Raw genomic sequence first — 23,582 nt, 5'->3', positions numbered from 1 at the left:
CCTCCGTCATCCCCGCGTAGGCGGGGATCCAGAATCGCCAGGCATACGCAAATACCGTGTCAGCGCAAAAAGTCAGCCGAGGTTTTTGCCCAGCAGCGCGTGATACAACTCGGTATCACCCAGCACACCGACCACCCGATTTTCATCGTGCAGCACTAACTTGTGCCCCGTCTGATAACGAATTTGCAGTGCATCGCGCATGCCGATATTGGAGTCCACCAGGGTTGGGCGACGGGTCAGGCCTTCTACCGCGTCGCCCGGTGCCCAGTTCTGCAGGGTGATGGCATCGGCGCCTTGGCGCGCGCCTTTATACATATTGCCTTCGGCCAGCCCCAGCCAGGAGTCGTTGCCTGGGTCCAGGCACACTTCGCCGTTGACCCGTGTGCACTTGTCCAGCGTGCGCATCAGGCTACGACCACACAACACATTGAGGGGGTTGGTGTGGGCGACAAAGGTGCGTACGTACTCATCGGCCGGGTTCAGCACGATTTCTTCCGGCTTGCTGTATTGGATGATGCGGCCGTCCTTCATGATGGCGATACGGCTGCCCAGCTTCAGCGCCTCATCAAGGTCGTGGCTAACAAACACGATGGTTTTGCTTAGTTTGCTTTGCAGCTCCAGCAGCTCGTCTTGCAGGCCTTGGCGAATCAATGGGTCGAGTGCCGAAAACGGTTCGTCCATCAGCAGAATATCGGCGTCCATGGCTAGGGCGCGGGCCAGGCCCACGCGCTGCTGCATACCGCCGGAGAGCTCGTCCGGACGCTTGTTGCGCCACTGGGTGAGGCCCACCAGTTCCAGCTTGTCATTGACCAGTTTGTTGCGTTCGGCTGCGGGGCGGCCCTGCATTTCCAGGCCAAAGCTGATGTTCTCGCGCACGGTCAGCCAAGGCATCAGGGCGAATTTCTGGAACACCATGGCAATACGTTTGGTGCGCATGGCCTTGAGCGTTGCCGGTGAGCAGTTGGCAATGTCCACTTCCTTGCCTTCGTGCTCAATCAGCAGGCGGCCACGGCTTACGGTGTTGAGGCCGTTGATGCAGCGCAGCAGGCTGGATTTTCCCGAGCCGGACAGGCCCATCATTACGCAGATTTCACCGCGTTCCACATCCAGGCTGGCTTTTTCCACACCGACCACCAGGCCGGTTTTTTTCAAGATCTGGTCGCGGGTCAGGCCTTGGTCCAAGAGCGCCAAGGCTTCCTTGGGCTGCTTGGAGAAGATGACGTCGACGTCTTCGAAACGAATCATGCTCATTGTTCAACCCTCACTTTTGCGTCGGGCTGTTTGCATACCCGGTCGAGGATGATTGCCAGCAGCACAATGGCCAGGCCGGCTTCGAAACCGAGTGCGATATCGGCAGTGTTGAGTGCATTGACCACCGGCTTGCCCAGGCCATCAGCGCCGACCAGAGCGGCGATTACCACCATCGACAGCGACAGCATGATGCATTGGGTGATACCGGCGGCGATGCTTGGCATGGCGTACGGCAGTTCGATACGGGTGAGCAGTTGGCGACGCGAGCAGCCAAAGGCTTTGCCGGCGTCCATCAGTTCATTGGGCACGTCGCGAATGCCGAGGTAGGTCAGGCGAATCGGCGCGGCCACAGCAAACACCACGGTGGAGATCAGCCCCGGCACCACGCCCAGGCCGAACAGCGTCAGGGTAGGAATCAGGTACACAAAGGTCGGTACGGTTTGCATCAGATCGAGGATCGGCTGCATCACCGTGTAAAAGTGCGGGCGGTGCGCGGCCATGATGCCCAGCGGCACGCCAATCAGTACGCAGATAAACGTAGCGAACAGCACCTGCGCCAGGGTTTCCATGGTTTCTTGCCAGTAGCCCAGGTTAAGGATCAGCAGAAACGACAACACACAGAAGAGGGTCAGGCCCCATTTGCGTTGGATCAGGTGAGTGAGCAAACCGAACAGGCCAATCAATACCAGCGGATTGAAAAAGGTCAGGCCACTGGTCACCCCGTGAATCATAAATTCAAGGGCGGAAGCGATGGCGTCGAAATACGCAGCGCCATGCTGGGTCAGCCACTCGACGAACTCGGCGATCTTTTCGCCCAGGGGGAGTTTTTCAAAAGTCGGCATGGTAGTGAATGTCCACATGCGGGGGGATGGATACAGCCGGCCGGGCGCGCAGCACGTTTAGTGCGTGCGCCCGGTTACTGCTTACGTCTTTGCTTAACGAGTTACTTAGCGAACGCGGCCTTGGCGACGTCTACGGCAGGTTTGCCATCGATGCTGGTTACGCCGGCCAGCCAGGCGTCGAGTACCTGGGGGTTGGCTTTGAGCCAAGCCTTGGCGGCATCACGCGGTTTTTGGTTTTCGTTGAGTACGGCGTCCATCAGGTTGTTTTCCATCTCCAGGGTGAAGGAGAGGTTGGTCAACAACTTGCCGACGTTGCTGCATTCCTGCACATAGCCTTTGCGCACGTTGGTCAGCACGGTGGCCTGGCCGAAGTTGGGGCCGAAGTATTCGTCGCCACCGGTGAGGTACTTCATTTTGTTGCGGGTGTTCATTGGGTGCGGTTCCCAGCCCAGGAACACCATGAATTCGTTTTTGCGGCTGGAGCGTTTCAGCTGCGAGAGCATTGCCGCTTCGCTGGACTCAACCACCTTGAAGCCCTTCAGGCCAAAGGCGTCTTTGTCGATCATGCTCTGGATCAGACGGTTGCCGTCGTTACCCGGCTCAATGCCGTAGATCTTGCCGTCGAGCTTGTCTTTGAACTTGGCGATATCGGAGAAATCTTTCAGCCCGGCCTCGTAGGCGTAGTCGGGGACGGCGAGGGTGTACTTGGCGCCTTCGAGGTTGGCGCGCACGGTTTCCACGGTGCCGGCATCGCGGTAGGCCTTGATGTCGTTCTCCATGGTCGGCATCCAGTTGCCGAGGAACACATCAAGGTCTTTGCCAGCGGCCAGGGATTTGTAAGTCACCGGCACGGAAATCATGGTGGTCTTGGTTTTGTAACCCAGCGACTCCAGCACTTCACTGGTCACCGCCGTGGTGACGGTGATGTCGGTCCAGCCCACATCGGAAAAACGCACGGTGCTGCAAGAAGCCGGTTCGGCCGCATTGGCTAGCGACGCAAGACCCAGCAACGGAAGGCCGAGCGACGCGACCAACAGCAAGGGGGTAAACACTTTCATGGGACTGACTCCTTATGATTTTGTTTTGGCAGTGCAGTGCTGATGTGAGTTGCCGCTTTTTGTATCGCCCTTAGCGGTTAAGCCCCGGTTAAGCGCGCTGTGCAGTGCTGCCGGTAAAGAGCGTAGCGGTCGTGTCGAGACCGATCATGTAGCAGGACAATTCAAACGCCTACAGGGTGCGTCGCAACCAGTGCAGAGCGCGTCGTATCCAGCATTAATCAGGTCGTTTACAACCTTTTGGCCCCCGTGGGGGCCGTTTTAGTGCAGAACAGCGCGTAGGTTTTGCCTGCGTTACGGGTTGCTCAGGGTGCCAGCTCAAGCTTTTCGCGCACTACCGCCAGGGCCGGTTTGCCATCGCGGGTGGTGACGCCGCGCAGCCATTTGTCCAGCACTTCAGGGTTGGCTGCCAGCCAGTCTTTGGCCGACTGGCGCGGGTTGGCGGTCTGGTTGATAACCTGGTCCATCAGCTCGTTTTCCATCGCCAGGCTGAATTCCAGATTGCTCAGCAAGGTGCCGACGTTCGCGCATTCCTTGCTGTAGTTTTTGCGCGTCAGGGTGTACACGGTGGCGCCGCCGTAATCGGGGCCGAAGAACTCATCACCGCCGTCCAGGTACTTCATTTTCAGGTGGTTGTTCATCGGGTGCGGTTCCCAACCGAGGAACACAATCCACTGCTGCAAGTGCGCGGCGCGGGTCACGCTGGCCAGCATCTTTTGTTCGCTGCTTTCCACCACCTCGAACTTGCCGGTGCCGAAGGTATTGGCCTTGATCATTTTCTGAATCAGCGCGTTGCCATCGTTGCCGGGCTCGATGCCGTAGATTTTGTTGTCCAACTGCTGGGCGTATTTGCCTAGGTCGGCAAAGCTTTTCAGGCCGCCGTCGTACACATAGTCCGGCACAGCCAAGGTGTATTTGGCGCCGTGCAAGTTGGCTTTCACGCTCTCGATACTGCCAGCATCGAGAAACGGTTTGACCTCGTGTTCCTGCGCCGGCATCCAGTTGCCGAGAAACACGTCGATCTGTTTGGTGTCGAGGTTTTTAAAGGTGTCGGGCACCGACAAACGTTTGCCGTTGGTGGTGTAGCCGAGCGAGCCGAGCAGGTAGCGGGTGACGGCGGTGGTGACGGTGATATCGGTCCAACCCACATCGGCAAAGCGCACCAGCTTGCAGCTCTCAGGCTCTGCTGCGGTGGCCAATACGGGCGTTGTCAGGCTCAGGGCCAGGCAAACAGAGGTCACTAGTTTCATGGGTTGCGCGTTCCTTGGCTGGATGACGGGTATTTCACTCCATACCTCCGTCATTCCCACCGCGGTGGGGAACCAGGAGATTGCCGGTCACACAGCGATCAGCGTTGGAGCTCAGGGTTGCCGATAGGCAAGGCCATACACTCGCAGGAAGCGTGCCGGGCGTTGCGAATATGCGCGCGCCGTGTGACCGCTACCACGGCGCAGGTCGTGATTTGCATTGCCGACGTCGTATTCAGCGCAAGGCTGCAATCGCCGGTTGGCGCAGCAAAAATTGCGCGACGTTAGTGGGCATGACCAAGTCGGTGTGGGACCCCGTCGCCCTGGGTAAAAGCCGGATGATCCGCGCATCTGCGGGAGTTCGCCCCGCCTGCACCGCTTTGAGGACACACCATGGCCATCAGCGTTTTCGACTTGTTCAAGATCGGTATCGGACCGTCCAGCTCCCACACCGTCGGCCCCATGCGTGCCGCCGCGCTGTTTGTGCAAGGGCTGCGCGAGCGCGAACAGCTGCAACACGTGCGGCGGGTGGAAGTGCGCCTATATGGCTCGTTGTCCGCCACCGGCATTGGCCATGGCAGCGACAGCGCAGTGATCATGGGCCTGATGGGCGACTGGCCGGACGCCATTGATCCAGCCGACATTGCCCCGCGTATTGCCGCCCTGCACGAGAGCCGCTGCCTGCTCCTAGATGGTCACTTCGAAGTGCCGTTCGATTGGCAGCGCGACATGCTCCTGCTGGACGAAAACCTGCCCTATCACCCCAACGCCATGACCCTGATTGTGGACGGCGAGGGCGGTGAGTTGCACCGCGATACCTACTATTCGGTCGGCGGCGGTTTTGTCGTCGATGCCGAACAGGCCGCCAGTGGCGTACTCGACCAAGACCACACCGAGCTGCCCTACGACTTCTCCAGCGCCGAAGAGCTCTTGCAGCTATGTAAGCAGCATGGCCTGCGGGTGTCGGAACTGATGATGGCCAACGAACGCGCCTGGCGCAGCGAAGCCGAGATTCGCCAAGGCCTGATGGGCCTTTGGAAAGCCATGCGCGACTGCGTGGACAACGGCCTTAAGCACGAAGGTATTTTGCCTGGCGGGCTCAACGTAAAGCGTCGCGCCGCCAAGCTGCACCGCAGCCTGCAAGAGATGGGTAAACCCAATGTGATTGGCTCGACCCTGAGCGGTATGGAATGGGTGAATTTATTCGCCCTGGCGGTCAACGAAGAAAACGCCGCTGGCGGGCGCATGGTCACCGCGCCCACCAATGGCGCGGCCGGCATTATTCCCGCGGTGTTGCACTACTACGTGCGCTTTAGCCCAGCGGTAACCGAAGCCGATGTGTGCGACTACTTTCTTGCCGCTGCCGCCATCGGCATTTTGTGCAAAAAGAACGCGTCGATTTCTGGCGCCGAAGTGGGTTGCCAAGGCGAGGTGGGTTCGGCCTGCGCCATGGCTGCGGCCGGCTTGGCGGAGATTCTTGGCGCGACCCCAGGGCAACTGGAAAACGCCGCCGAAATTGGCCTGGAGCATAACCTCGGCCTGACCTGCGATCCGGTCGGCGGCCTGGTGCAGGTGCCGTGCATCGAACGCAACGCCATTGCTGCCGTGAAAGCCATCAACGCCGCGCAAATGGCCCTGCGTGGCGACGGTGAACACTTTATTTCCCTGGACCGGGTGATTCGCACCATGCGCGACACCGGCGCCGATATGCACGACAAATACAAAGAAACCTCGCGCGGTGGCTTGGCCGTTAGCGCGATTGAATGCTGAGACGTTCGCACCCTACGGATCGTGGAGTTCGCGGTCTGCACACTTTTTGATCGTTGGCTGGGTTTCGCGCCATCTTTTGGCGCGACGCGAAGACACTCCGAAGCCCCCAGCGCGGCCGCTCGGCGGCCATTGTTGTGCCAGCAGTGACAGTTTCGGAAAGCGCGTAAACAGCCTTAGGCAAAGTGCTACGAAACTGCTCAGTCACGCGCTGCTCCGCGCTTTGGCACACTCGTTCTGACCTTATAAGCACTGGCGATTTAGAGCCTGTGCGACGTCGTTTTTGGTTTTTTTTGAATGTTCGTTCAATTTAGGCATGGTGCTTGCGTTATGCCTTGCATAGCCAGCGGTGCGGTCGCGCCCAGGCCATAAAAATAAAGAGCCTCGCCTGAGGCCATACCTGCGTTGTGTGAGGAGATACCGTGATGTCGCCGTTCAACCAAGGGGCTCAACCCCAGAACCGTGCTCCGCAATCCATCGGCTTTTTGCTGCTGGATAATTTCACTCTGATTTCCCTGGCATCGGCTGTAGAGCCGCTGCGTATGGCCAACCAGCTGTCTGGCCGCGAGCTCTACCGCTGGACCACCATGACCCTGGACGGCAACCAGGTATGGGCCAGCGATGGCCTGCAAATCACCCCGGACTGTGCCGCCGCCAAAGCGCCGGCCCTGGATATGGTGATTGTCTGCGGTGGCATTGGCATTCAACGCAGTGTTACCCGCGAACACGTCTTGTGGCTGCAAACCCAGGCGCGTCAGTCGCGCAAACTGGGTGCCGTGTGCACCGGCAGCTGGGCCTTGGCCTGCGCGGGTTTGCTCGATGGTTTTGATTGCAGCGTGCACTGGGAATGCTTGGCGGCGATGCAGGAAGCTTTCCCGCGCGTGGTCATGAGCACCCGCCTGTTTACCCTCGACCGCAACCGCTTCACCAGCTCCGGCGGCACCGCGCCCCTGGACATGATGCTGCACGTCATCTCCCGCGAGCATGGCCGCGAGCTGTCGGCGGCGATTTCGGAAATGTTCGTGTATGAGCGCATTCGTAACGAACAAGACCACCAGCGCGTACCGCTCAAACATATGCTCGGCACCAACCAGCCCAAGCTGCAAGAAATTGTGGTGCTGATGGAAGCCAACCTGGAAGAGCCCATCGACCTCGACGAGTTGGCGGTATACGTCAACGTCTCCCGTCGTCAGCTGGAGCGGTTGTTCCAGAAATACCTGCACTGCTCGCCATCGCGCTACTACCTGAAACTGCGGTTGGTGCGGGCGCGGCAACTGCTTAAACAAACGCCGATGTCGATTATCGAAGTGGCCTCGGTGTGCGGGTTTGTATCCACGCCGCACTTCTCCAAGTGCTACCGCGAATACTTCGGCATTCCACCGCGTGACGAACGCATGGGTTCCAACACCGCCCAGCAAGTAGCGCTGATGCCGATTCCGCAGGCCTTGGTTTTGGCGTCTACGCCGGGGGCGATGTCGGCGTTGAGTCAGGCGCGCAGTGAGTCGACGTTCGCCAGCGTGCGCTTGTGATTACCTGGCCGATCGGCTGCGCGTCGGCAGGGCGGCGTTGAAAGCGATTTTTGAATGCTCATTGGCTACAGCCAACTTCGCTTCAAAAACCGCTTTCGCCTTGCCCTGCTCTAGCTCGCTCGTTCTCTAATCGCATCAAGCAAAACGAGCAAAGGCGTTGAGGCTCAGCGAGCCCCCATGAGATCGCGCACGGTGCGCGCAGCACACCCTACGAAAAAATCCCCGGTCATTGCCGGGGATTTTTTAGCCGCCATGACTCTCTTTGTACTGCGCCAGCGCCGGCAGCAATTGCCGCGAAATGGCTTCGCGTACGGCCGGTAGCATCACCGCGCCGCTTACCAACATCTGTTCCACCAACTTGCGTAAGGCCAGGGCGCGCGGTGCGTCGAGGCCGAGCACGGCGTGCTCGCAGGCTTGTTCCGGGGTGGCGCCAGGTGGCACGGCAAAGCCCAGGGTTTGCAGGCGTTCGCGCAGGTCGTCCTGGTCAATCAGGTCAGCGTGCATCATGGCCGTGGTCCTTGTACGGGGGAGGGTGGTTCGATTCTGGTGAGCACCAGCCCGGCCTACAAGCGCCATGGCTGTTATATGCATGAGCAGGTCGTTTTCAAGCAATTATCGGTCGTTCGCAATCGGCACAATGGCCGCCAGAGTGTCGGCCTTCAATGGCAGGCGTTGGCTGTTCCGTCAGGTTTGGTCACCCGGCGGGAGTGGTCGGTTCAGCGTTGACTCTCCCTGTTAGAAGCATTTTTGGCCCCCAAGTGTCGGCTTTCGGGGGCCTTTTTTTTGCCTGTTGGAAAGTGGGCTTCTTGAGCGGAGTGCGTGGCGAGGTTTGCTAGTAGTTAGGCGGCCAGATCTAGATCAACAGCCCCTCTCCCCAGCCCTCTCCCGCAAGCGAGAGAGGGGGCCGACCGAGCCGTCGGGAGCAGCGCCGATCTGTTCCCCTCGCCCGCTTGCGGGAGAGGGGCTAGGGGAGAGGGGCTGTTGACCTTTGCAGGGGCGTGCCCCCTACGGCAGGGCGATTTGCCGGCCGGCGTAGTCGGGTTTTGCCAGCTCACCTTGGGCAACTACCAGCCCTTCAATCCTGGCCTGGCTGGTGGCGCTAAAGGGCGCTGAGCGCGGCCCGGCCAGGTCGACATGCAGGAGCATTTGTTCGCTGACGGCCACCGCTTCGTCGCTGCCTTCGCGGTGCAGGCTCAGGTACAGGTGCAGGCGTTTCCGGTCGTGCCCTAGCACCTGCACGCGCACTTCCACCGCCTCGTCCACCTTTACTTCGTGCAGGTAGTTGATATGCGCTTCCAGAGTAAACAACGAGTGGCCGCTGGCTCCACGGGCGTTGCTGTCGAGGCCGATTTTGTCCATTAGCGCATCCACCGCCAGGCTGAAGATCAGCAGGTAAAACGCGTCGCGCAGGTGGCCGTTGTAGTCGACCCAGTCGGCGCTGACCTGGGTGCTGTAGATAACAGGCAGCATGACGCGCTCCTCAGTCGGCAAAGGCAAAGCCGTGTTTGGCTTTAGTGGCTTTGACGGCGTCCAGTACGGCCATCAGGCAGTCGTCGCGGTAGCGTTCCAGTTGGGCGATGGAGCGTTCGCCTTGTTGTGCGCTGGTGCCGGCCACCACGTCGTCGATCAGTTTTTCGGTCAGTTCCGGCGCTGGCAAGTAGGTCCAAGGCAACTGTAAGGCCGGGCCAAACTGGGCCATAAAGTGACGCATGCCTGCATCGCCGCCGGCCAGGGTGTAGGTCAGGAAGGTACCCATAAACGACCAACGCAGCCCGGCGCCAAAACGGATGGCGTCATCAATCTCGCCCGTAGTCGCGACGCCGTCGTTAACCAGGTGCAGCGCTTCACGCCACAAGGCTTCCAGCAGGCGGTCGGCGATAAAGCCGGGTACTTCTTTGCGCACATGCAGTGGGCGCATGCCAAGTGACTGATACACCGCAATCGCCGCCTGCACCGCTTCAGGCGCCGTGTTCACCCCACCGACCACTTCCACCAAGGGCAGCAGATACACCGGGTTAAACGGATGACCCACCACGCACCGTTGCGGGTGCTGAGCGTCGGCGTAGAACTCGCTGGGCAATAGGCCGGAGGTGGACGAGGCGATCAAGGCATTGGGCTTGGCTGCTGCGCTGATTTTCGCGTGCAGGCTAAGTTTCAGGTCGAGCCGTTCCGGCGCGCTTTCCTGAATAAAGTCGGCGTCGCGTACACAGGCTTCGATGCTGTCGACAACGCGCAACCGCTCAAGCGCGGCACCGGGCGCCAGGCCCTGTTGTTCCAGCGCCGGCCAGGCATTGGCCACGCGTTGGCGCAGGGCGGCTTCGGCGCCCGGTGCCGGGTCCCAGGCCACCACGTCCAGGCCATGGGCGAGGGCGCGGGCTACCCAGCCGCTGCCGATCACGCCGCTACCGAGGGCGGCGAAGGTGTTGATCGAGGTAATAAAAGTCATACAGGCTCCAGCGTTAGCCGCGACGGCTCAGGTTCATTTTGGCCCGGCCCTCGGCCGGGGTCAGGATGCGCGCGCCAAGGCGGCTAAGAATTTCGCTGACGCGCTCCACCAGTGCGCCATTGCTGGCCAGCACGCCTTTGTCCAACCAGAGGTTGTCTTCCAGGCCGACCCGCACATTGCCGCCGAGCAGCACCGCTTGCGCTGCCATCGGCATCTGCATGCGGCCAATGCCAAAGCCGGCCCAGGTGCAGTCGGCAGGCAGGTTGTCGACCATGGCTTTCATGGTGGTGGTGTCGGCCGGCGCGCCCCAGGGAATGCCCAGGCACAGCTGGAACAGCGGGTCGTGCAGCAGGCCTTCTTTAATCATCTGCTTGGCAAACCACAGGTGGCCGGTGTCGAAAATTTCCAGCTCGGCTTTTACCCCAAGCTCGGTGATGCGCTTGGCACCGGCACGCAGCTGCGCCGGGGTGGAGACATAGATGGTGTCGCCATCGCCAAAATTAAGCGTGCCGCAATCCAGGGTGCAGATTTCCGGCAGCAGTTCTTCAACGTGGGCGAGGCGGGCGAGGGGGCCGATCAGGTCGGTGTTGGGGCCAAAGTCGGTGGGTGTTTCACCAGGGCCGATTTCCAGATCGCCACCCATGCCGGCGGTGAGGTTAACGATGATGTCCACATCCGCCTCGCGGATGCGCTCCATCACTTCGCGGTACAGCGCCACGTCGCGACTGAACTTGCCGGTTTGCGGGTCGCGGACATGGCAATGCACCACGGTGGCGCCGGCCTTGGCCGCTTCCACGGCGGCGGCGGCGATTTGTTTCGGGGTAATGGGCACCAAGTGGCTTTTTCCGGTGGTGTCGCCGGCGCCAGTGAGGGCGCAGGTAATGATGACGTCGTGGTTCATGGCACTTCCTTTCTGGTCGAGCAGATTGCAGGCAGGGCAAGCCATTGCGCAGCCGAAACTGGCGCTGCGCGGTGGCGTTGAGCGGTGTTTAGTTGCTGGTGAGCTTCAGGTTTTCCGCGGCCGGGCGGCCGTCAAAGGTGGTCACGCCTTCAAGCCAGCGCTGCTGGTCTTGCGGGTGTTCCTTGAGCCATTTTTTCGCCGACTCCAGCGGGTCTTGGTGGTCGAGCAAGGGTTGCATCATGCGGCTCTCGTCGGCGGCGGTGAAGGTCAGGTTGTTGAGCAACTTATCCACATTCGGGCAGCGGCTGGCGTAGTCCGGCGCGGTGACGGTCCACACTGTGGCGCGGCCTTCGTCCGGCCCTAGGGCGTCCTGGCTGCCGGTGAGGTAGGTCATGTCCTGATTGACGTTCATCGGGTGCGGCGCCCAGCCAAAGAACACGATGGCCTCTTTGCGCTTTACCGCACGGCTAACGGCGGCGAGCATGCCGGCTTCGCTGGATTCCACCACCTGAAACTTGCCCAGGCCAAACTGGTTTTTCGCGATCATTTCCTTGATCTGGGTATTGGCCCCGGAGCCCGGCTCAATGCCATAGATTTTGCCGCCCAGCTCTTTCTCGAACTTGCTGATATCGGCAAAACTTTTCAGGCCCTTGTCGGCCAGGTAGGTGGGAACGGCGAGGGTGGCGCGGGCATCTTCCAGGCTGGGTTTATCCAGCACTTTGACCTGCTTGGCCTCGATAAACGGGGTGATAGTGCGGGTCATGATCGGGTTCCAGTAACCCAGAAACAGGTCCAAACGTTTATCGCGGATGGCGGCAAAAATAATCTGCTGCGAGGCGCTGGTTTGCTTGGTTTCATAACCCAGGCCATCGAGCAGCACCTGGGTCATGGCGCTGGTGGCGATCACGTCGGTCCAGTTCACCACGCCTAAGCGCACGGCTTTACATTCAGTGGGTTCAGCGGCAAGGGCACATTGGCTGGCGAGCATTAACAAACAGCAACTGAGTACGGTCTTCATCGGTGTTCCTCATGTGGCTGATTCCTCGGAGCATCTAGGGCTCTCGGGAATGCTTGTTGTCGAGTGGAGCTGACGATGCCTTGCCAGCTGTCGGCCAAATTACCCAGCGCAGCGGCGGCAAAATCGCACTGCAGCGACCAGCTTTTGTACAGCAGCGACCTGCTGCATTGCCAAGGGCGGTGTAGAGGAGTAAGTCACAGGCATACCCTCGGCCGAGCTGCGCCATGCCTGCAAGTGCCCCCGGCGAAGACTTCTGGTTTTTGCTGCTCCCCGGTTTTTCCATGATGGGCTTTCTCTCGGCCGTGGAACCGCTGCGCGTGGCCAACCGCTTTAGCGGCGAGCTGTACCGCTGGCACGTAATGAGCCTGGATGGCGGGCCGGTGTTGGCCAGCAATGGAATGTCGATCAATGCTGATGGCGGCCTGGAGCCCCTTGCGCGTGGCGCGCGCTTATTGCTGGTGGCCGGTTTTGAACCGTTACAGGCCTACACGCCGGCCCTGCAGCGCTGGCTTAAACGCCTCGACAATGAAGGCGTCACCCTCGGCGGTATCGACACTGGTGCCGTGGTGCTGGCCGAAGCCGGTTTGCTTGACGGCCATACCGTGACCTTGCACTGGGAAGCGCTGGACGCCTTTAAAGAAAGCTACCCACGTCTGCACGCCACCGGCGAGCTATTCGAAATCGACCGCTCGCGTATCACCTCGGCTGGCGGCACCGCCTCCATTGACCTGATGCTCGACCTGATCGCCCAAGCCCATGGGCCCGAACTGGCGATAAGGGTTTCCGAACAGTTTGTGCTTAGCCGAATTCGCCCGCGCCAAGACCACCAACGCATGGAAATCGCCACCCGCTACGGCATCAGCAACCGCAAGCTGGTGCAGGTGATCGGCGATATGGAGCGGCACACCGAACCGCCGCTGGACACCCTGGAACTGGCCGAACGCATCCAAGTCACGCGGCGGCAGTTGGAGCGGCTGTTTCGCCTCTACCTCAACGACACGCCATCGAACTTCTACCTCGGCTTGCGCCTGGACAAAGCCCGGCAACTGCTGCGGCAAACCGATATGAGCGTGCTGGAAGTGAGCCTGGCCTGCGGGTTTGAATCGCAGTCGTACTTTTCGCGGTGTTACCGCGGGCGGTTTGCGTGCTGCCCGAGGGAAGACCGCCACCCCGTACCGGCACGGTCTCGTAAAGCAATCGCGCCGTCGCTGGGGTAAATGATCTAGGGCGATGGGTCAGACCGAGTAAATTCCTGCCCTCTCCCCTAGCCCCTCTCCCGCGAGCGGGAGAGGGGAATAGATTGGTGCTCGCTTTGATCTTGATCTACCCGCCCCGGAGCAATGACGGAGTGAGGGCACCCGAAGCGCAGCGTAGGGCCAAGGTCGGGGCAAGCGCTTTTGGTTACTTTTATGTGGTTCGGCATTCCGACGACTGAGAAAAGTGACTCGCGCGTAAGGCGCGAAACCGACCGTTCAGTACCCGCGGTAATGAAGGAGTTCCACGCAAAGCGGCCCTGCGTCCCGCAGGCGCCCCCTTCTTGACGCTTTCGACAATTCCCCTGTCGTTTTTGCGCGATAGCGCCACCCCCCCAAGGAATATGCTGACCCAAAGCGCCGGCAAACGATTCGGCGCAAGCCGCTATAGAGGGGACAGCCTGATGAGCCCAGCCGAATTACACGCCGACAGCATCGTTATCGACGGTCTGATCATTGCTAAATGGAACCGCGAGCTGTTCGAAGACATGCGTAAAGGCGGTCTGACCATGGCCAACTGCACCGTCTCGGTATGGGAAGGCTTCCAGGCTACGGTCAACAGCATTGCCGCCAGCCAGAAGCTGATGCGCGAAAACGCCGACCTGGTGATTCCGGTACGTACCACCGCCGACATCCGCAAAGCCAAAGAACAAGGCAAAACCGGCATCCTCTTCGGCTTCCAGAATGCCCATGCCTTTGAAGACCAGATTGGCTACGTGGAGATCTTCAAGCAGCTGGGCGTGGGCATTGTGCAGATGTGCTACAACACCCAGAACCTGGTGGGCACCGGCTGCTATGAGCGCGACGGCGGCCTGTCGGGCTTTGGTCGCGAGATCGTCGCTGAGATGAACCGCGTGGGGGTGATGTGCGACCTGTCCCACGTTGGCTCCAAGACTTCTGAAGAAGTCATCCTCGAATCGAAAAAACCGGTGTGCTACTCCCACTGCCTGCCGTCCGGGCTTAAAGAGCACCCGCGCAACAAGTCCGATGAAGAGCTCAAATTTATTGCCGACCATGGCGGTTTTGTTGGCGTGACCATGTTCGCGCCATTCCTGGCCAAGGGCATTGATTCGACCATCGACGACTACGCCGAAGCCATCGAGTACGTGATGAACATCGTTGGCGAAGACGCCATCGGCATTGGCACCGACTTTACCCAAGGTCACGGCCAGGACTTCTTTGAATACCTGACCCACGACAAGGGCTACGCCCGCCGCCTCACCAGCTTCGGCAAGATCATCAACCCACTGGGCATCCGCACCGTGGGTGAATTCCCCAATCTCACTGAAACCCTGCTCAAGCGCGGCCATAGCGAACGCGTGGTGCGCAAGATCATGGGGGAGAACTGGGTGAATGTACTTGCCGATGTCTGGGGCGAGTAAGCGCATTTCCTTCGGCCCTCACCCCCGGCCCCTCTCCCGCAAGCGGTAGAGGGGAGACCAGCGCACGCGGTGTGCTCCCTCTCCCGTTTCGGGAGAGGGCTGGGGTGAGGGTAAAAACCTTTACGAATTTTCTGGAGCTCCACCCATGGCCAAAATCGCCCCGCAACTGCCCATCGAAGTCGACAGCGAAACCGGTGTCTGGACCAGCGACGCGCTGCCGATGCTGTATGTGCCACGGCACTTTTTCGTTAACAACCATATGGGTATCGAAGAAGTATTGGGCGCTGATGCCTACGCCGAAATCCTCTACAAGGCCGGCTATAAATCGGCCTGGCACTGGTGCGAGAAAGAAGCCGAATGCCACGGCCTTGAGGGCGTAGCGGTGTTCGAGCACTACATGAATCGCCTGTCGCAACGCGGCTGGGGCCTGTTCAAGATCCAGGACATCGACCTGGATAAAGGCACCGCCAGCGTCAAGCTTGAGCACTCGGCGTTTGTGTACGTGTACGGCAAAGTGGGTCGCAAGGTTGACTACATGTTCACCGGCTGGTTTGCCGGCGCCATGGACCAGATTCTCGCCGCCAAAGGCAGCAGCGTGCGCACCGTCGCCGAGCAAGTGTATGGCGGTTCGGAAGAAGGCCATGACGACGGATTGTTTGTCGTTAAACCGTTGTAAGCCACCAAAAAAAGAAACCACCCGTGTATCAGGTCGCCCTTCCGTGAGGTTGCCGTAATGGCTTTTGAATCCATGTTCCAGCCAATTCAAATTGGCAAACTGACCATCCGCAACCGCGTGCTCAGCACTGCGCACGCCGAGGTGTATGCCACCGACGGCGGCATGACCACTGAGCGCTATATCAAGTACTACGAAGAGAAAGCCAAGGGCGGTATCGGCCTGGCGATCTGCGGTGGTTCTTCGGTGGTGGCGATTGATAGCCCGCAAGAGTGGTGGAGTTCGGTCAACCTCTCCACCGACCGCATCATTCCGCACTTCCAGAACTTGGCCGATGCCATGCACAAGCATGGCGCCAAGATCATGATTCAAATTACCCACATGGGCCGCCGCTCGCGTTGGGACGGCTTTAACTGGCCGACCCTGATGTCGCCGTCGGGTATCCGTGAACCGGTGCACCGCGCCACCTGCAAAACCATTGAAGTGGAAGAGATCTGGCGGGTGATCGGCAACTACGCCCAGGCCGCGCGCCGTGCCAAAGAAGGCGGGCTGGATGGCGTTGAGCTGTCGGCCGTGCACCAGCATATGGTTGACCAGTTCTGGAGCCCGCGCGTTAACAAACGTACCGATGAGTGGGGCGGCAGCTTTGAAGGGCGGATGAAATTCGGCCTGGAAGTGCTCAAGGCTATTCGTAAGGAAGTCGGCCCGGACTTCTGTGTCGGCATCCGTATCTGTGGTGACGAGTTCCACCCGGACGGTCTCAGCCACGAAGACATGAAGCAGATTGCCAAGTACTACGACGACACCGGCATGATCGATTTCGTTGGCGTGGTGGGTTCGGGGTGCGACACCCACAACACCCTGGCCAACGTGATTCCAAACATGAGCTACCCGCCGGAGCCATTCCTGCACCTGGCGGCCGGCATCAAGGAAGTGGTCAAGGTGCCCGTGCTGCACGCACAAAACATCAAAGACCCGAACCAGGCCACGCGTATTTTGGACGGCGGCTATGTCGACATGGTCGGCATGACCAGCGCCCATATCGCCGACCCGCATTTCATCGCCAAGATCAAAATGGGCCAGGTCGAACAGATCAAACAGTGTGTTGGCGCCAACTACTGCATCGACCGTCAGTACCAAGGGCTGGACGTGCTGTGCATCCAGAACGCTGCCACCTCCCGTGAATACATGGGCGTGCCGCATATCATCGAAAAAACCGCCGGCGTGAAGCGCAAGGTGGTGGTCGTTGGCGGTGGTCCAGCCGGGATGGAAGCCGCCCGCGTCGCCGCCGAGCGTGGCCACGACGTGACGATGTTCGAGAAGAAAGACCAATTGGGCGGGCAGATCACCACCGCCTCGAAAGCCCCGCAGCGCGACCAGATTGCCGGTATCACCCGCTGGTATCAGCTGGAACTGGCACGGCTGAAAGTTGATTTGCGCCTGGGCACCGGCGCCGATGTGGCGACCATCCAGGACCTGCGCCCGGACGTGATTGTGCTGGCCAACGGCGGTCACCCGTTTATTGAGCAAAACGAACATTGGGGCGCGGCTGAAGGTCTGGTGGTCAGTAGCTGGGACGTGCTCGACGGCAAAGTAGCGCCGGCGAAAAACGTGCTGGTGTACGACACCATCTGCGAATTTACCGGTATGTCGGTGGCCGACTTTATGGCCGACAAAGGCTCGCAAGTGGAGATCGTTACCGACGACACCAAGCCAGGCGTGGCCATGGGCGGCACCTCGTTCCCCACCTACTACCGCAGCATGTACCCCAAAGAAGTGATCATGACCGGCGACATGATGCTGGAGAAGGTCTACCGCGAAGGCGATAAGTTGGTTGCCGTGCTGGAGAACGAATACACCGGCGCCAAGGAAGAACGTGTGGTCGATCAGGTGGTGGTGGAAAACGGCGTGCGGCCGGACGAAACCCTTTACTACGCGCTTAAAGAAGGCTCGCGCAACAAGGGCCAGATTGATGTGGAAGCGTTGTTCGCGATCAAGCCGCAACCGTGCTTGAGCGAGGCGGGCGAGGGTTACCTGCTGTTCCGCATCGGCGACTGCGTAGCCCAGCGCAATACCCACGCGGCGATCTACGACGCGTTGCGGTTGTGTAAGGACTTCTGATGCCTGTCTCCCCTCTCCCGCGTGCGGGAGAGGGGCTGGGGGTGAGGCGCTTTTTGCTCGGTGATCTGCGTCGCCGGCTGCCCCTCACCCTAGCCCTCTCCCCGAAGGGGCGAGGGGACTGAATCGTGCTGTTTTCCGGTCCCGCGAAGGAGACCAATGATGTTGAACACCCTTCTGCCCATCCTGCTCTTCGCTGCTCTGCTGTTGGCCGTGATTGGCGCGGGCAAACGCTTTCTGATGTGGCGCCGTGGGCGCCCGGCGCAGGTCGATTGGCTAGGCGGGCTGCTGGCCATGCCCAAGCGCTATATGGTCGATTTGCACCACGTGGTGGCCCGCGACAAATACATCGCCAACACCCACGTGGCCACGGCCGGCGGCTTTGTGCTGGCTGCCGTGTTGGCCGTGCTGGTGCATGGTTTTGGCCTGCATAACCGCATTCTTGGTTTTGCTTTGCTCGGTGCCAGTGCGCTGATGTTTGTTGGCGCGCTGTTTGTTGCCAAGCGCCGTATCGACCCGCCGTCGCGGCTGTCGAAAGGCCCGTGGATGCGCTTACCGAAAAGCTTGCTGATGTTTTCTGCCAGCTTCTTTATTGCCACGCTGCCGGTTGCCGGGATTCTTCCCGAAGGCTTTGGCGGTTGGATTCTGGCCGTGATTCTGGCGGTGGGCGTGGCCTGGGGTGTGTCCGAATTATTCTTCGGCATGACCTGGGGCGGGCCGATGAAACACGCCTTTGCCGGTGCCCTGCACCTGGCCTGGCACCGCCGCGCGGAGCGCTTTGGCGGTGGTCGTTCTACTGGGTTGAAAGCCCTGGACCTGAGCAACCCCAATGCGCCGCTGGGCGTGGAAAAGCCTACCGATTTCACCTGGAACCAGCTGCTCGGCTTTGACGCCTGCGTGCAGTGCGGCAAGTGCGAGGCGGCTTGCCCGGCCTTTGCTGCCGGCCAACCGCTGAACCCGAAAAAGCTGATTCAAGATATGGTCGTCGGCCTGGCCGGCGGCACCGATGCCAAGTTTGCTGGCAGCCCTTACCCCGGCAAGCCGATTGGCGAACACGCCGGCGGCCCGCACCTGCCCATCGTCAATTTGCAAGGCAAGGCTCTGGTCGACGCAGAAACCTTGTGGTCGTGCACCACCTGCCGTGCCTGCGTGGAAGAGTGCCCGATGATGATCGAGCACGTTGACGCCATCGTCGATATGCGCCGCCACCTGACCCTGGAAAAAGGCGCCACCCCAAACAAGGGCGCCGAGGTGCTGGATAACCTGATCGCCACCGACAACCCTGGCGGCTTTAACCCCGGTGGGCGGATGAACTGGGCGGCGGATTTAAACCTCGATTTGCTGAGTGATAAAAAGCAAACCGACGTGCTGTTCTGGGTGGGCGACGGCGCCTTTGATATGCGCAACCAACGCACCCTGCGCGCCTTTGTAAAAGTGCTGAAAGCGGCCAACGTCGACTTCGCCGTGCTCGGTCTGGAAGAGCGCGACAGCGGCGACGTGGCCCGGCGCTTGGGTGATGAAGCGACCTTTCAAACCCTGGCCAAACGCAATATCGCCACCCTGGCCAAGTACAGCTTTAAGCGCATCGTCAGCTGCGACCCGCACAGTTTTCATGTGCTGAAAAACGAATATGGCGCCCTTGGCGGCAACTATGAAGTGCTGCACCACAGCACCTATATCGCCGAACTGATCGCCGCCAACAAACTAAGCCTGGGCCAACACAAAGGCGGCTCGGTCACTTATCACGACCCGTGCTACCTCGGCCGCTACAACGGCGAATACGAAGCCCCGCGCGATGTGCTGCGCGCCCTCGGTATTGAAGTGAAAGAAATGCAACGCTCCGGTTTCCGCTCGCGCTGCTGCGGCGGTGGCGGCGGTGCGCCGATTACCGATATCCCGGGCAAACAACGGATTCCGGATATGCGCATGGTCGATATCAAAGAGACCGGCGCCGAGCTGGTGGCTGTGGGTTGCCCGCAATGCACAGCGATGCTGGAAGGGGTGGTGGAGCCACGGCCGCAGATTAAAGATATCGCTGAATTGGTCGCGGATGTGTTGCTGGAAGCGCCGGCTGTGGCGCCGGCCAAACGTGCTGTGGCGGAGGTGGAATGATGGATATGTGCTGCCTGCTGGCCCCTCACCCTAGCCCTCTGCCAATGGCAGAGGGGACTGATCGTACGCGCAATAACTCCCCTCGCCCGCTTGCGGGAGAGGGGCTGGGGGAGAGGGCGCTCTTCGCCACCCCCGTTGCCCGGAGCCCTGCCCATGTCTGACATCATCCGCCGCGACCCCCGCGCCGAGCACATCGCTCGCAACCGCCTGCACCCGTTGCACGCGGCCATGCAGCGCAGCGAAACCAGCTGGATGGGCCCCAACGGCATCATCCGCAAGAACCCCCATGCCGTCGGCTTTATCGGCCCCAACGGCATCAAACGCATCGACCGCAGCGGCGCCCAGCAAGGCGGTACAGCCAAGCGCAGCACCCAGGCAGCGGCCATTCAGTTGCCGTTGCATGTGGTCGCCGCGCCTAGCTTCTACATTGTGGTGGTACCGGATATGGTCGGCGGTCGCCTCAGCGCCCACGACCGTGACGTGCTTGGCCTGGCCAATAAACTGGCCGGTGCCGCAGGCGCAGTGCTGGCCGTGGTGTTTGGCGAAGTAAAAGAGGCCGCCTTCGACACCGCCGGCGTCGACCGCTTGCTGCATTTCGATAGCCCGCTCTACAGCGGCTACGCCCCTGAACAACAGGTGCAAGCGCTAACCGCCATCGAACGGCAATTCGCCCCGCGCCATTGGTTGCTGCCCGATAGTCGCACCGGTGGCGGTGAGTTGGGCCGGCGTTTGGCCGCGCAATTGGGTGAGCGCCCGGCTACCCGCGTTTGGCAGGTTACCGAGGAGCACTGCATCGGCCGTGCTGGTGCCGGTCAGCAAGACCTGCAACGGCCATTGGCACGCCTGATTCTGGCCGCCAGTGAATGCGCCGAGCCGGTTAGCGATAGCCGTCATGAAGTGCTGCCGGTCAGCCTGGATAACGACGTCGCCCGTTGCCTGCCACGTATCGAAGACCTGGGCGCAGTAGCCGTAGACCCAGCGGCAACGCCAATGGCCGAGGCCGAATTTATTCTCTCCGGCGGTAACGGGGTTAAAGACTGGGACCTGTTCCATCGCGCCGCCCAAGCCCTGGGCGCCACTGAAGGCGCCTCGCGGGTGGCGGTGGACGACGGCCATATGGCGCGCAATCGCCAGGTCGGCGCCACCGGTACCTGGGTGACCGCTCGGGTGTATTTGGCGGTGGGCATCTCCGGCGCCATCCAGCACCTGCAAGGCATCGGTGCCTGTGACAAGGTGGTGGCGGTTAATCTGGATGCCGGTTGCGACATGATCAAACGCGCCGACCTCGCCGTAATCGGCGACTCGGCGGCGATTCTCGCTGCGCTGATCGAACGCATGGCGCAACACCGTGCTGGAGGCAATCGCGATGCAGCCTAAGCCCTTGACTATCGTCAGCCTGGTTTCCATCGGCTGCCACCCCAGCTCCGGTCGCCCTCGGCGGGCCGAGCAAGATGCCCGCGCGGTGGAATTGGGCCTGCGCCTGGCCGGCGACAATCTACAGGTCGTGCATGCCGGCAGCGTCGAAGAAGAAGCGCTGCGCGCCTACCTGGGTATGGGCCTGAGTGAACTGAGCGTGCTGGAACAACCTGCCGGCGCCGACGCCCTGCCGGTGTTGCTCGACTACCTGCGCGGCAGTGAGGTGCAGATAGTGCTCAGCGGCAGCCAGGCGGAAACCGGAGAGGGTTCTGGCATGTTGCCGTACCTGTTGGCCGAGCAACTGGGCTGGCCGTTGGTGGTGGGCTTGGCCGAAGTGGAAAAGGTTGAAAACGGCCTGGCCCAGGTGCTGCAAGCCTTGCCCCGTGGGCAACGGCGGCGTCTGCAAGTGCGCGTGCCGTTTCTGGCCAGTGTGGACAACGCCGCACCTACTGCGCGGCAAAGCGCCTTTGGCCCGGCGCGGCGCGGGCAACTGCGCGCCGAGGATGTGCAGGTTGTCGACGACAGCCTGCTCGCCAGCGCCCAATTGCAACCGGCACGGCCGCGGCCCAAGCGGTTGAAAGTGATCAAAGCGAAAACCGGTGCCGAACGTATGAAAGCGGCTACCGCCAAGGCAGCTGGCGGCGGCGGGCAGGTGCTTAAAGACGTTAGCGCGCAGGACGGCGCCGAGGCAATCTTCAAGCTACTGTTGGAGGAGGGTGTGGTGCGGTAGTCCGTCTTCCTGCTTGCCAGGCAGATCTACATGCAGTGCTACAGAGGCCGCTCCCGATCAGGGCGCGGCCTTTTGCCATTATCTTAAGTATTGGCTAAGAAATGCCGGGGATAGTGTGAGGCGAGTTAACCCTCACCCTTGAACCCGGTACTGGAGTGGCTGCGCCGTCCGGACCATTCAGAAGGACGGTAGTCATGTTACGAAAACTGAATATAGCTCCCCGTGCCAGCCTGGGTTTTGGCTTGCTGGCCCTGTTGGTTGTACTGCTTGGCAGCTTCTCTTTGCTAAAGCTGTCGCAGTTGCACGACGACTCGCTAGAGGTTTCCGGTAACTGGTTGCCGAGCATTCTGGCCCTCGACAGCATGGCCAACGACTCGCTCGTACTGCGCCTTTCTACGCTGCGGCAAATCGTTAATCGTGCTGACCAGGATCAGGCGAGCAATGCGCAACGCATTGAGCAGCTGAGAACGTCGCTGGCCGAGGACCAACGGGTCTATAGCGCACTGATCTCCAGCCCTGAAGAGCGGGCGGCGTATGAGCGCTTCGCCAGCGCGCTGCAAAGCTACATTAGCGAACAGGCAAAGCTGGTGCAGTTAACCGCCGCTAAACAGTTTGACGAGGCCACGCAGTTGGCTGACGGCCCAATGGTGCAGCATGCAGAGATCATGGCCAAAGAACTGGCAACCATGACCGGTATCAACACCCAGGGCGCGCAGGCCGCCACCGAGCACTCCAGAGATGTATACGACTCGACCCGTACCAGTATGGTGGTGACCATGGTCGTGGCGGCGGTGATTACCGTGGTGCTGGCCATGCTGCTGACGCGCAGCATTGTCTTGCCCCTGCTGCGCGCCGTTGGCGTGGCGCAGGTGGTGGCCTCGGGCGACTTGACCGAGAACATTGAAGTGGACGGCACTGACGAGCCCGGGCGTTTGATGAGTGCGCTGAAAACCATGCAGCAAAGTTTGCGCAGCACCATTCAGAGCATTGCCGACTCGTCCAACCAATTGGCCTCGGCCTCGGAAGAACTCAGTGCCGTCACGGAAAATTCCACGCGTGGCCTGCATCAGCAGAATGGGGAAATCGAACAGGCCGCGACCGCGGTAAACGAAATGACCACCGCCGTTGAAGAAGTGGCGCGCAATGCCGTGATCACCTCCGAAGCCTCGCGCGAATCCGACCGCACCACCCAGCGTGGCCGCGAGCAGGTGCAGCAGACCGTCAACTCGATCACCAACCTGGCCGAAGACGTCACCAGTTCAGCCAATCAAGTGGAACAACTGGCGGAGAAAGTACGCGACATCAGCAAAGTGCTCGACGTCATCCGCTCGATTGCCGAACAAACCAACCTGCTGGCCTTGAACGCAGCCATTGAGGCCGCACGCGCCGGAGAAGCTGGCCGTGGCTTTGCTGTGGTGGCCGATGAAGTACGGGCGCTGGCACATCGTACGCAGCAATCGACCCAGGAAATCGAACAGATGGTGGGGGGGATTCGCAAGGGCACCGATGAAGCCGTCAGCGCCATGCAGACCAGCAACCAACGTGCACGCTCTACCCTGGATGTGGCCAAAGCGGCCGGCACCGCGTTAGATGAAATAGCCTTGGCGATTTCTGAAATCAACGAACGCAACCTGGTGATCGCCAGTGCCTCGGAAGAGCAGGCGCAGGTGGCGCGGGAAGTTGACCGTAACCTGACCAACATCCGCGATTTGTCGTTGCAGTCATCGGCAGGGGCCAATCAGACGGCGGCGGCCAGCCACGAGTTGTCGCGCCTGGCGGTGGGGTTGAATGGGATGGTGGCGCGGTTCAAGGTGTGAATCGGCGTTGAGGCTTGCCCTCACC

General features: G+C 60.6%; 19 protein-coding genes. 10 read left to right on the top strand and 9 right to left on the bottom strand.

The genetic code is table 11. The features are described 5' to 3' along the window. Nucleotides 1-72: 72 nt before the first annotated feature. The 4 genes from choV to AAAB16_RS22030 form a co-directional block, all read right to left on the bottom strand. Nucleotides 73-1,251 (bottom strand): choline ABC transporter ATP-binding protein, encoded by a 1,179-nt coding sequence (gene choV, locus AAAB16_RS22045; RefSeq protein WP_340665264.1) that lies wholly within the window; start codon nucleotides 1,249-1,251, stop codon nucleotides 73-75. Then, nucleotides 1,248-2,093, bottom strand: coding sequence for a choline ABC transporter permease subunit (choW, locus tag AAAB16_RS22040; protein ID WP_340665263.1), 846 nt, complete (start codon nucleotides 2,091-2,093; stop codon nucleotides 1,248-1,250). Before choW ends, choV begins: the two co-directional genes overlap by 4 nt. A 101-nt stretch (nucleotides 2,094-2,194) precedes the next feature. Next, nucleotides 2,195-3,151, bottom strand: coding sequence for a choline ABC transporter substrate-binding protein (locus AAAB16_RS22035; RefSeq protein ID WP_340665262.1), 957 nt, complete (start codon nucleotides 3,149-3,151; stop codon nucleotides 2,195-2,197). 302 nt (nucleotides 3,152-3,453) lie between these two features. Next, nucleotides 3,454-4,398, bottom strand: coding sequence for a choline ABC transporter substrate-binding protein (locus tag AAAB16_RS22030; protein WP_340665261.1), 945 nt, complete (start codon nucleotides 4,396-4,398; stop codon nucleotides 3,454-3,456). A gap of 390 nt (nucleotides 4,399-4,788) precedes the next feature. On the opposite strand from AAAB16_RS22030, the gene AAAB16_RS22025 reads away from it, so the two are divergent. Together AAAB16_RS22025 and AAAB16_RS22020 are read left to right on the top strand one after the other, a co-directional pair. Beyond that, nucleotides 4,789-6,165, top strand: coding sequence for an L-serine ammonia-lyase (locus AAAB16_RS22025; RefSeq protein WP_340665260.1), 1,377 nt, complete (start codon nucleotides 4,789-4,791; stop codon nucleotides 6,163-6,165). Nucleotides 6,166-6,587: 422 nt separating this feature from the next. Then, nucleotides 6,588-7,691, top strand: coding sequence for a GlxA family transcriptional regulator (locus AAAB16_RS22020; protein WP_108094928.1), 1,104 nt, complete (start codon nucleotides 6,588-6,590; stop codon nucleotides 7,689-7,691). A 243-nt stretch (nucleotides 7,692-7,934) separates the two neighbouring features. Here the strand turns inward: AAAB16_RS22020 and AAAB16_RS22015 are convergent, their stop codons facing one another. The 5 genes from AAAB16_RS22015 to choX form a co-directional block, all read right to left on the bottom strand. After that, complete coding sequence (locus AAAB16_RS22015; RefSeq protein ID WP_340665259.1) at nucleotides 7,935-8,198, bottom strand: hypothetical protein; 264 nt, start codon at nucleotides 8,196-8,198, stop codon at nucleotides 7,935-7,937. A 498-nt stretch (nucleotides 8,199-8,696) separates the two neighbouring features. Beyond that, nucleotides 8,697-9,158 carry a thioesterase family protein gene (locus tag AAAB16_RS22010; protein ID WP_340665265.1) on the bottom strand — a complete coding sequence of 154 codons (462 nt, stop codon included), beginning with the start codon at nucleotides 9,156-9,158 and terminating at the stop codon, nucleotides 8,697-8,699. A 13-nt stretch (nucleotides 9,159-9,171) separates the two neighbouring features. Next, a complete protein-coding gene (locus AAAB16_RS22005; protein WP_340665258.1) occupies nucleotides 9,172-10,137 on the bottom strand; it encodes an L-carnitine dehydrogenase in 966 nt (321 codons plus the stop codon). A 13-nt stretch (nucleotides 10,138-10,150) separates the two neighbouring features. After that, a complete protein-coding gene (locus AAAB16_RS22000) occupies nucleotides 10,151-11,038 on the bottom strand; it encodes a 3-keto-5-aminohexanoate cleavage protein (RefSeq protein WP_340665257.1) in 888 nt (295 codons plus the stop codon). An 88-nt stretch (nucleotides 11,039-11,126) separates the two neighbouring features. Next, nucleotides 11,127-12,056 (bottom strand): choline ABC transporter substrate-binding protein, encoded by a 930-nt coding sequence (gene choX, locus AAAB16_RS21995; protein WP_340665256.1) that lies wholly within the window; start codon nucleotides 12,054-12,056, stop codon nucleotides 11,127-11,129. Between the two features lie 224 nt (nucleotides 12,057-12,280). Between choX and AAAB16_RS21990 the strand changes: the two genes are divergently transcribed. From AAAB16_RS21990 to AAAB16_RS21955, 8 genes are all read left to right on the top strand, one after another. Continuing rightward, on the top strand, nucleotides 12,281-13,273 hold the full coding sequence (locus AAAB16_RS21990) for a GlxA family transcriptional regulator (RefSeq protein ID WP_340665255.1): 993 nt from the start codon (nucleotides 12,281-12,283) through the stop codon (nucleotides 13,271-13,273). A 440-nt stretch (nucleotides 13,274-13,713) separates the two neighbouring features. Then, nucleotides 13,714-14,691 carry a dipeptidase gene (locus tag AAAB16_RS21985; RefSeq protein ID WP_110615649.1) on the top strand — a complete coding sequence of 326 codons (978 nt, stop codon included), beginning with the start codon at nucleotides 13,714-13,716 and terminating at the stop codon, nucleotides 14,689-14,691. A 145-nt stretch (nucleotides 14,692-14,836) separates the two neighbouring features. Continuing rightward, nucleotides 14,837-15,367 carry a DUF5943 domain-containing protein gene (locus AAAB16_RS21980; RefSeq protein WP_340665254.1) on the top strand — a complete coding sequence of 177 codons (531 nt, stop codon included), beginning with the start codon at nucleotides 14,837-14,839 and terminating at the stop codon, nucleotides 15,365-15,367. A 57-nt stretch (nucleotides 15,368-15,424) separates the two neighbouring features. Beyond that, the gene (dgcA, locus tag AAAB16_RS21975) at nucleotides 15,425-17,485 is read left to right on the top strand and encodes a dimethylglycine demethylation protein DgcA (protein WP_340665253.1); all 2,061 of its coding nucleotides are present in this window, start codon (nucleotides 15,425-15,427) and stop codon (nucleotides 17,483-17,485) included. Nucleotides 17,486-17,644: 159 nt separating this feature from the next. After that, nucleotides 17,645-19,594: a dimethylglycine demethylation protein DgcB gene (dgcB, locus tag AAAB16_RS21970; RefSeq protein WP_340665252.1), complete on the top strand. Its 1,950-nt coding sequence runs from the start codon at nucleotides 17,645-17,647 to the stop codon at nucleotides 19,592-19,594. A 153-nt stretch (nucleotides 19,595-19,747) separates the two neighbouring features. Then, entirely contained in the window at nucleotides 19,748-20,971 is a 1,224-nt protein-coding gene (locus AAAB16_RS21965; RefSeq protein ID WP_340665251.1) for an electron transfer flavoprotein subunit alpha/FixB family protein, read from the top strand. Continuing rightward, nucleotides 20,961-21,740, top strand: coding sequence for an electron transfer flavoprotein subunit beta (locus tag AAAB16_RS21960; RefSeq protein WP_340665250.1), 780 nt, complete (start codon nucleotides 20,961-20,963; stop codon nucleotides 21,738-21,740). Before AAAB16_RS21965 ends, AAAB16_RS21960 begins: the two co-directional genes overlap by 11 nt. A 194-nt stretch (nucleotides 21,741-21,934) precedes the next feature. Continuing rightward, a complete protein-coding gene (locus AAAB16_RS21955; protein ID WP_340665249.1) occupies nucleotides 21,935-23,557 on the top strand; it encodes a methyl-accepting chemotaxis protein in 1,623 nt (540 codons plus the stop codon). The last annotated feature ends 25 nt before the right edge of the window (nucleotides 23,558-23,582 follow it).

The sequence above is a fragment of the Pseudomonas sp. genome (genome assembly GCF_037994325.1).
Lineage (GTDB): Bacteria > Pseudomonadota > Gammaproteobacteria > Pseudomonadales > Pseudomonadaceae > Aquipseudomonas.
This window is presented reverse-complemented; position numbering and strand designations above follow the sequence as displayed.

Bases quoted from the DNA above. Each gene is read 5' to 3' on its own strand.
- dgcB (WP_340665252.1), top strand. From the start codon at position 17,645: ATGTTGAACACCCTTCTGCCCATCCTGCTCTTCGCTGCTCTGCTGTTG.
- choW (WP_340665263.1), bottom strand. From the start codon at position 2,093: ATGCCGACTTTTGAAAAACTCCCCCTGGGCGAAAAGATCGCCGAGTTC.
- AAAB16_RS22025 (WP_340665260.1), top strand. From the start codon at position 4,789: ATGGCCATCAGCGTTTTCGACTTGTTCAAGATCGGTATCGGACCGTCC.
- AAAB16_RS21965 (WP_340665251.1), top strand. From the start codon at position 19,748: ATGTCTGACATCATCCGCCGCGACCCCCGCGCCGAGCACATCGCTCGC.
- AAAB16_RS21960 (WP_340665250.1), top strand. From the start codon at position 20,961: ATGCAGCCTAAGCCCTTGACTATCGTCAGCCTGGTTTCCATCGGCTGC.
- AAAB16_RS21980 (WP_340665254.1), top strand. From the start codon at position 14,837: ATGGCCAAAATCGCCCCGCAACTGCCCATCGAAGTCGACAGCGAAACC.
- choX (WP_340665256.1), bottom strand. From the start codon at position 12,056: ATGAAGACCGTACTCAGTTGCTGTTTGTTAATGCTCGCCAGCCAATGT.
- choV (WP_340665264.1), bottom strand. From the start codon at position 1,251: ATGAGCATGATTCGTTTCGAAGACGTCGACGTCATCTTCTCCAAGCAG.
- AAAB16_RS22020 (WP_108094928.1), top strand. From the start codon at position 6,588: ATGTCGCCGTTCAACCAAGGGGCTCAACCCCAGAACCGTGCTCCGCAA.
- dgcA (WP_340665253.1), top strand. From the start codon at position 15,425: ATGGCTTTTGAATCCATGTTCCAGCCAATTCAAATTGGCAAACTGACC.
- AAAB16_RS21955 (WP_340665249.1), top strand. From the start codon at position 21,935: ATGTTACGAAAACTGAATATAGCTCCCCGTGCCAGCCTGGGTTTTGGC.
- AAAB16_RS22005 (WP_340665258.1), bottom strand. From the start codon at position 10,137: ATGACTTTTATTACCTCGATCAACACCTTCGCCGCCCTCGGTAGCGGC.
- AAAB16_RS22035 (WP_340665262.1), bottom strand. From the start codon at position 3,151: ATGAAAGTGTTTACCCCCTTGCTGTTGGTCGCGTCGCTCGGCCTTCCG.
- AAAB16_RS21985 (WP_110615649.1), top strand. From the start codon at position 13,714: ATGAGCCCAGCCGAATTACACGCCGACAGCATCGTTATCGACGGTCTG.
- AAAB16_RS21990 (WP_340665255.1), top strand. From the start codon at position 12,281: ATGCCTGCAAGTGCCCCCGGCGAAGACTTCTGGTTTTTGCTGCTCCCC.
- AAAB16_RS22000 (WP_340665257.1), bottom strand. From the start codon at position 11,038: ATGAACCACGACGTCATCATTACCTGCGCCCTCACTGGCGCCGGCGAC.
- AAAB16_RS22030 (WP_340665261.1), bottom strand. From the start codon at position 4,398: ATGAAACTAGTGACCTCTGTTTGCCTGGCCCTGAGCCTGACAACGCCC.
- AAAB16_RS22015 (WP_340665259.1), bottom strand. From the start codon at position 8,198: ATGATGCACGCTGACCTGATTGACCAGGACGACCTGCGCGAACGCCTG.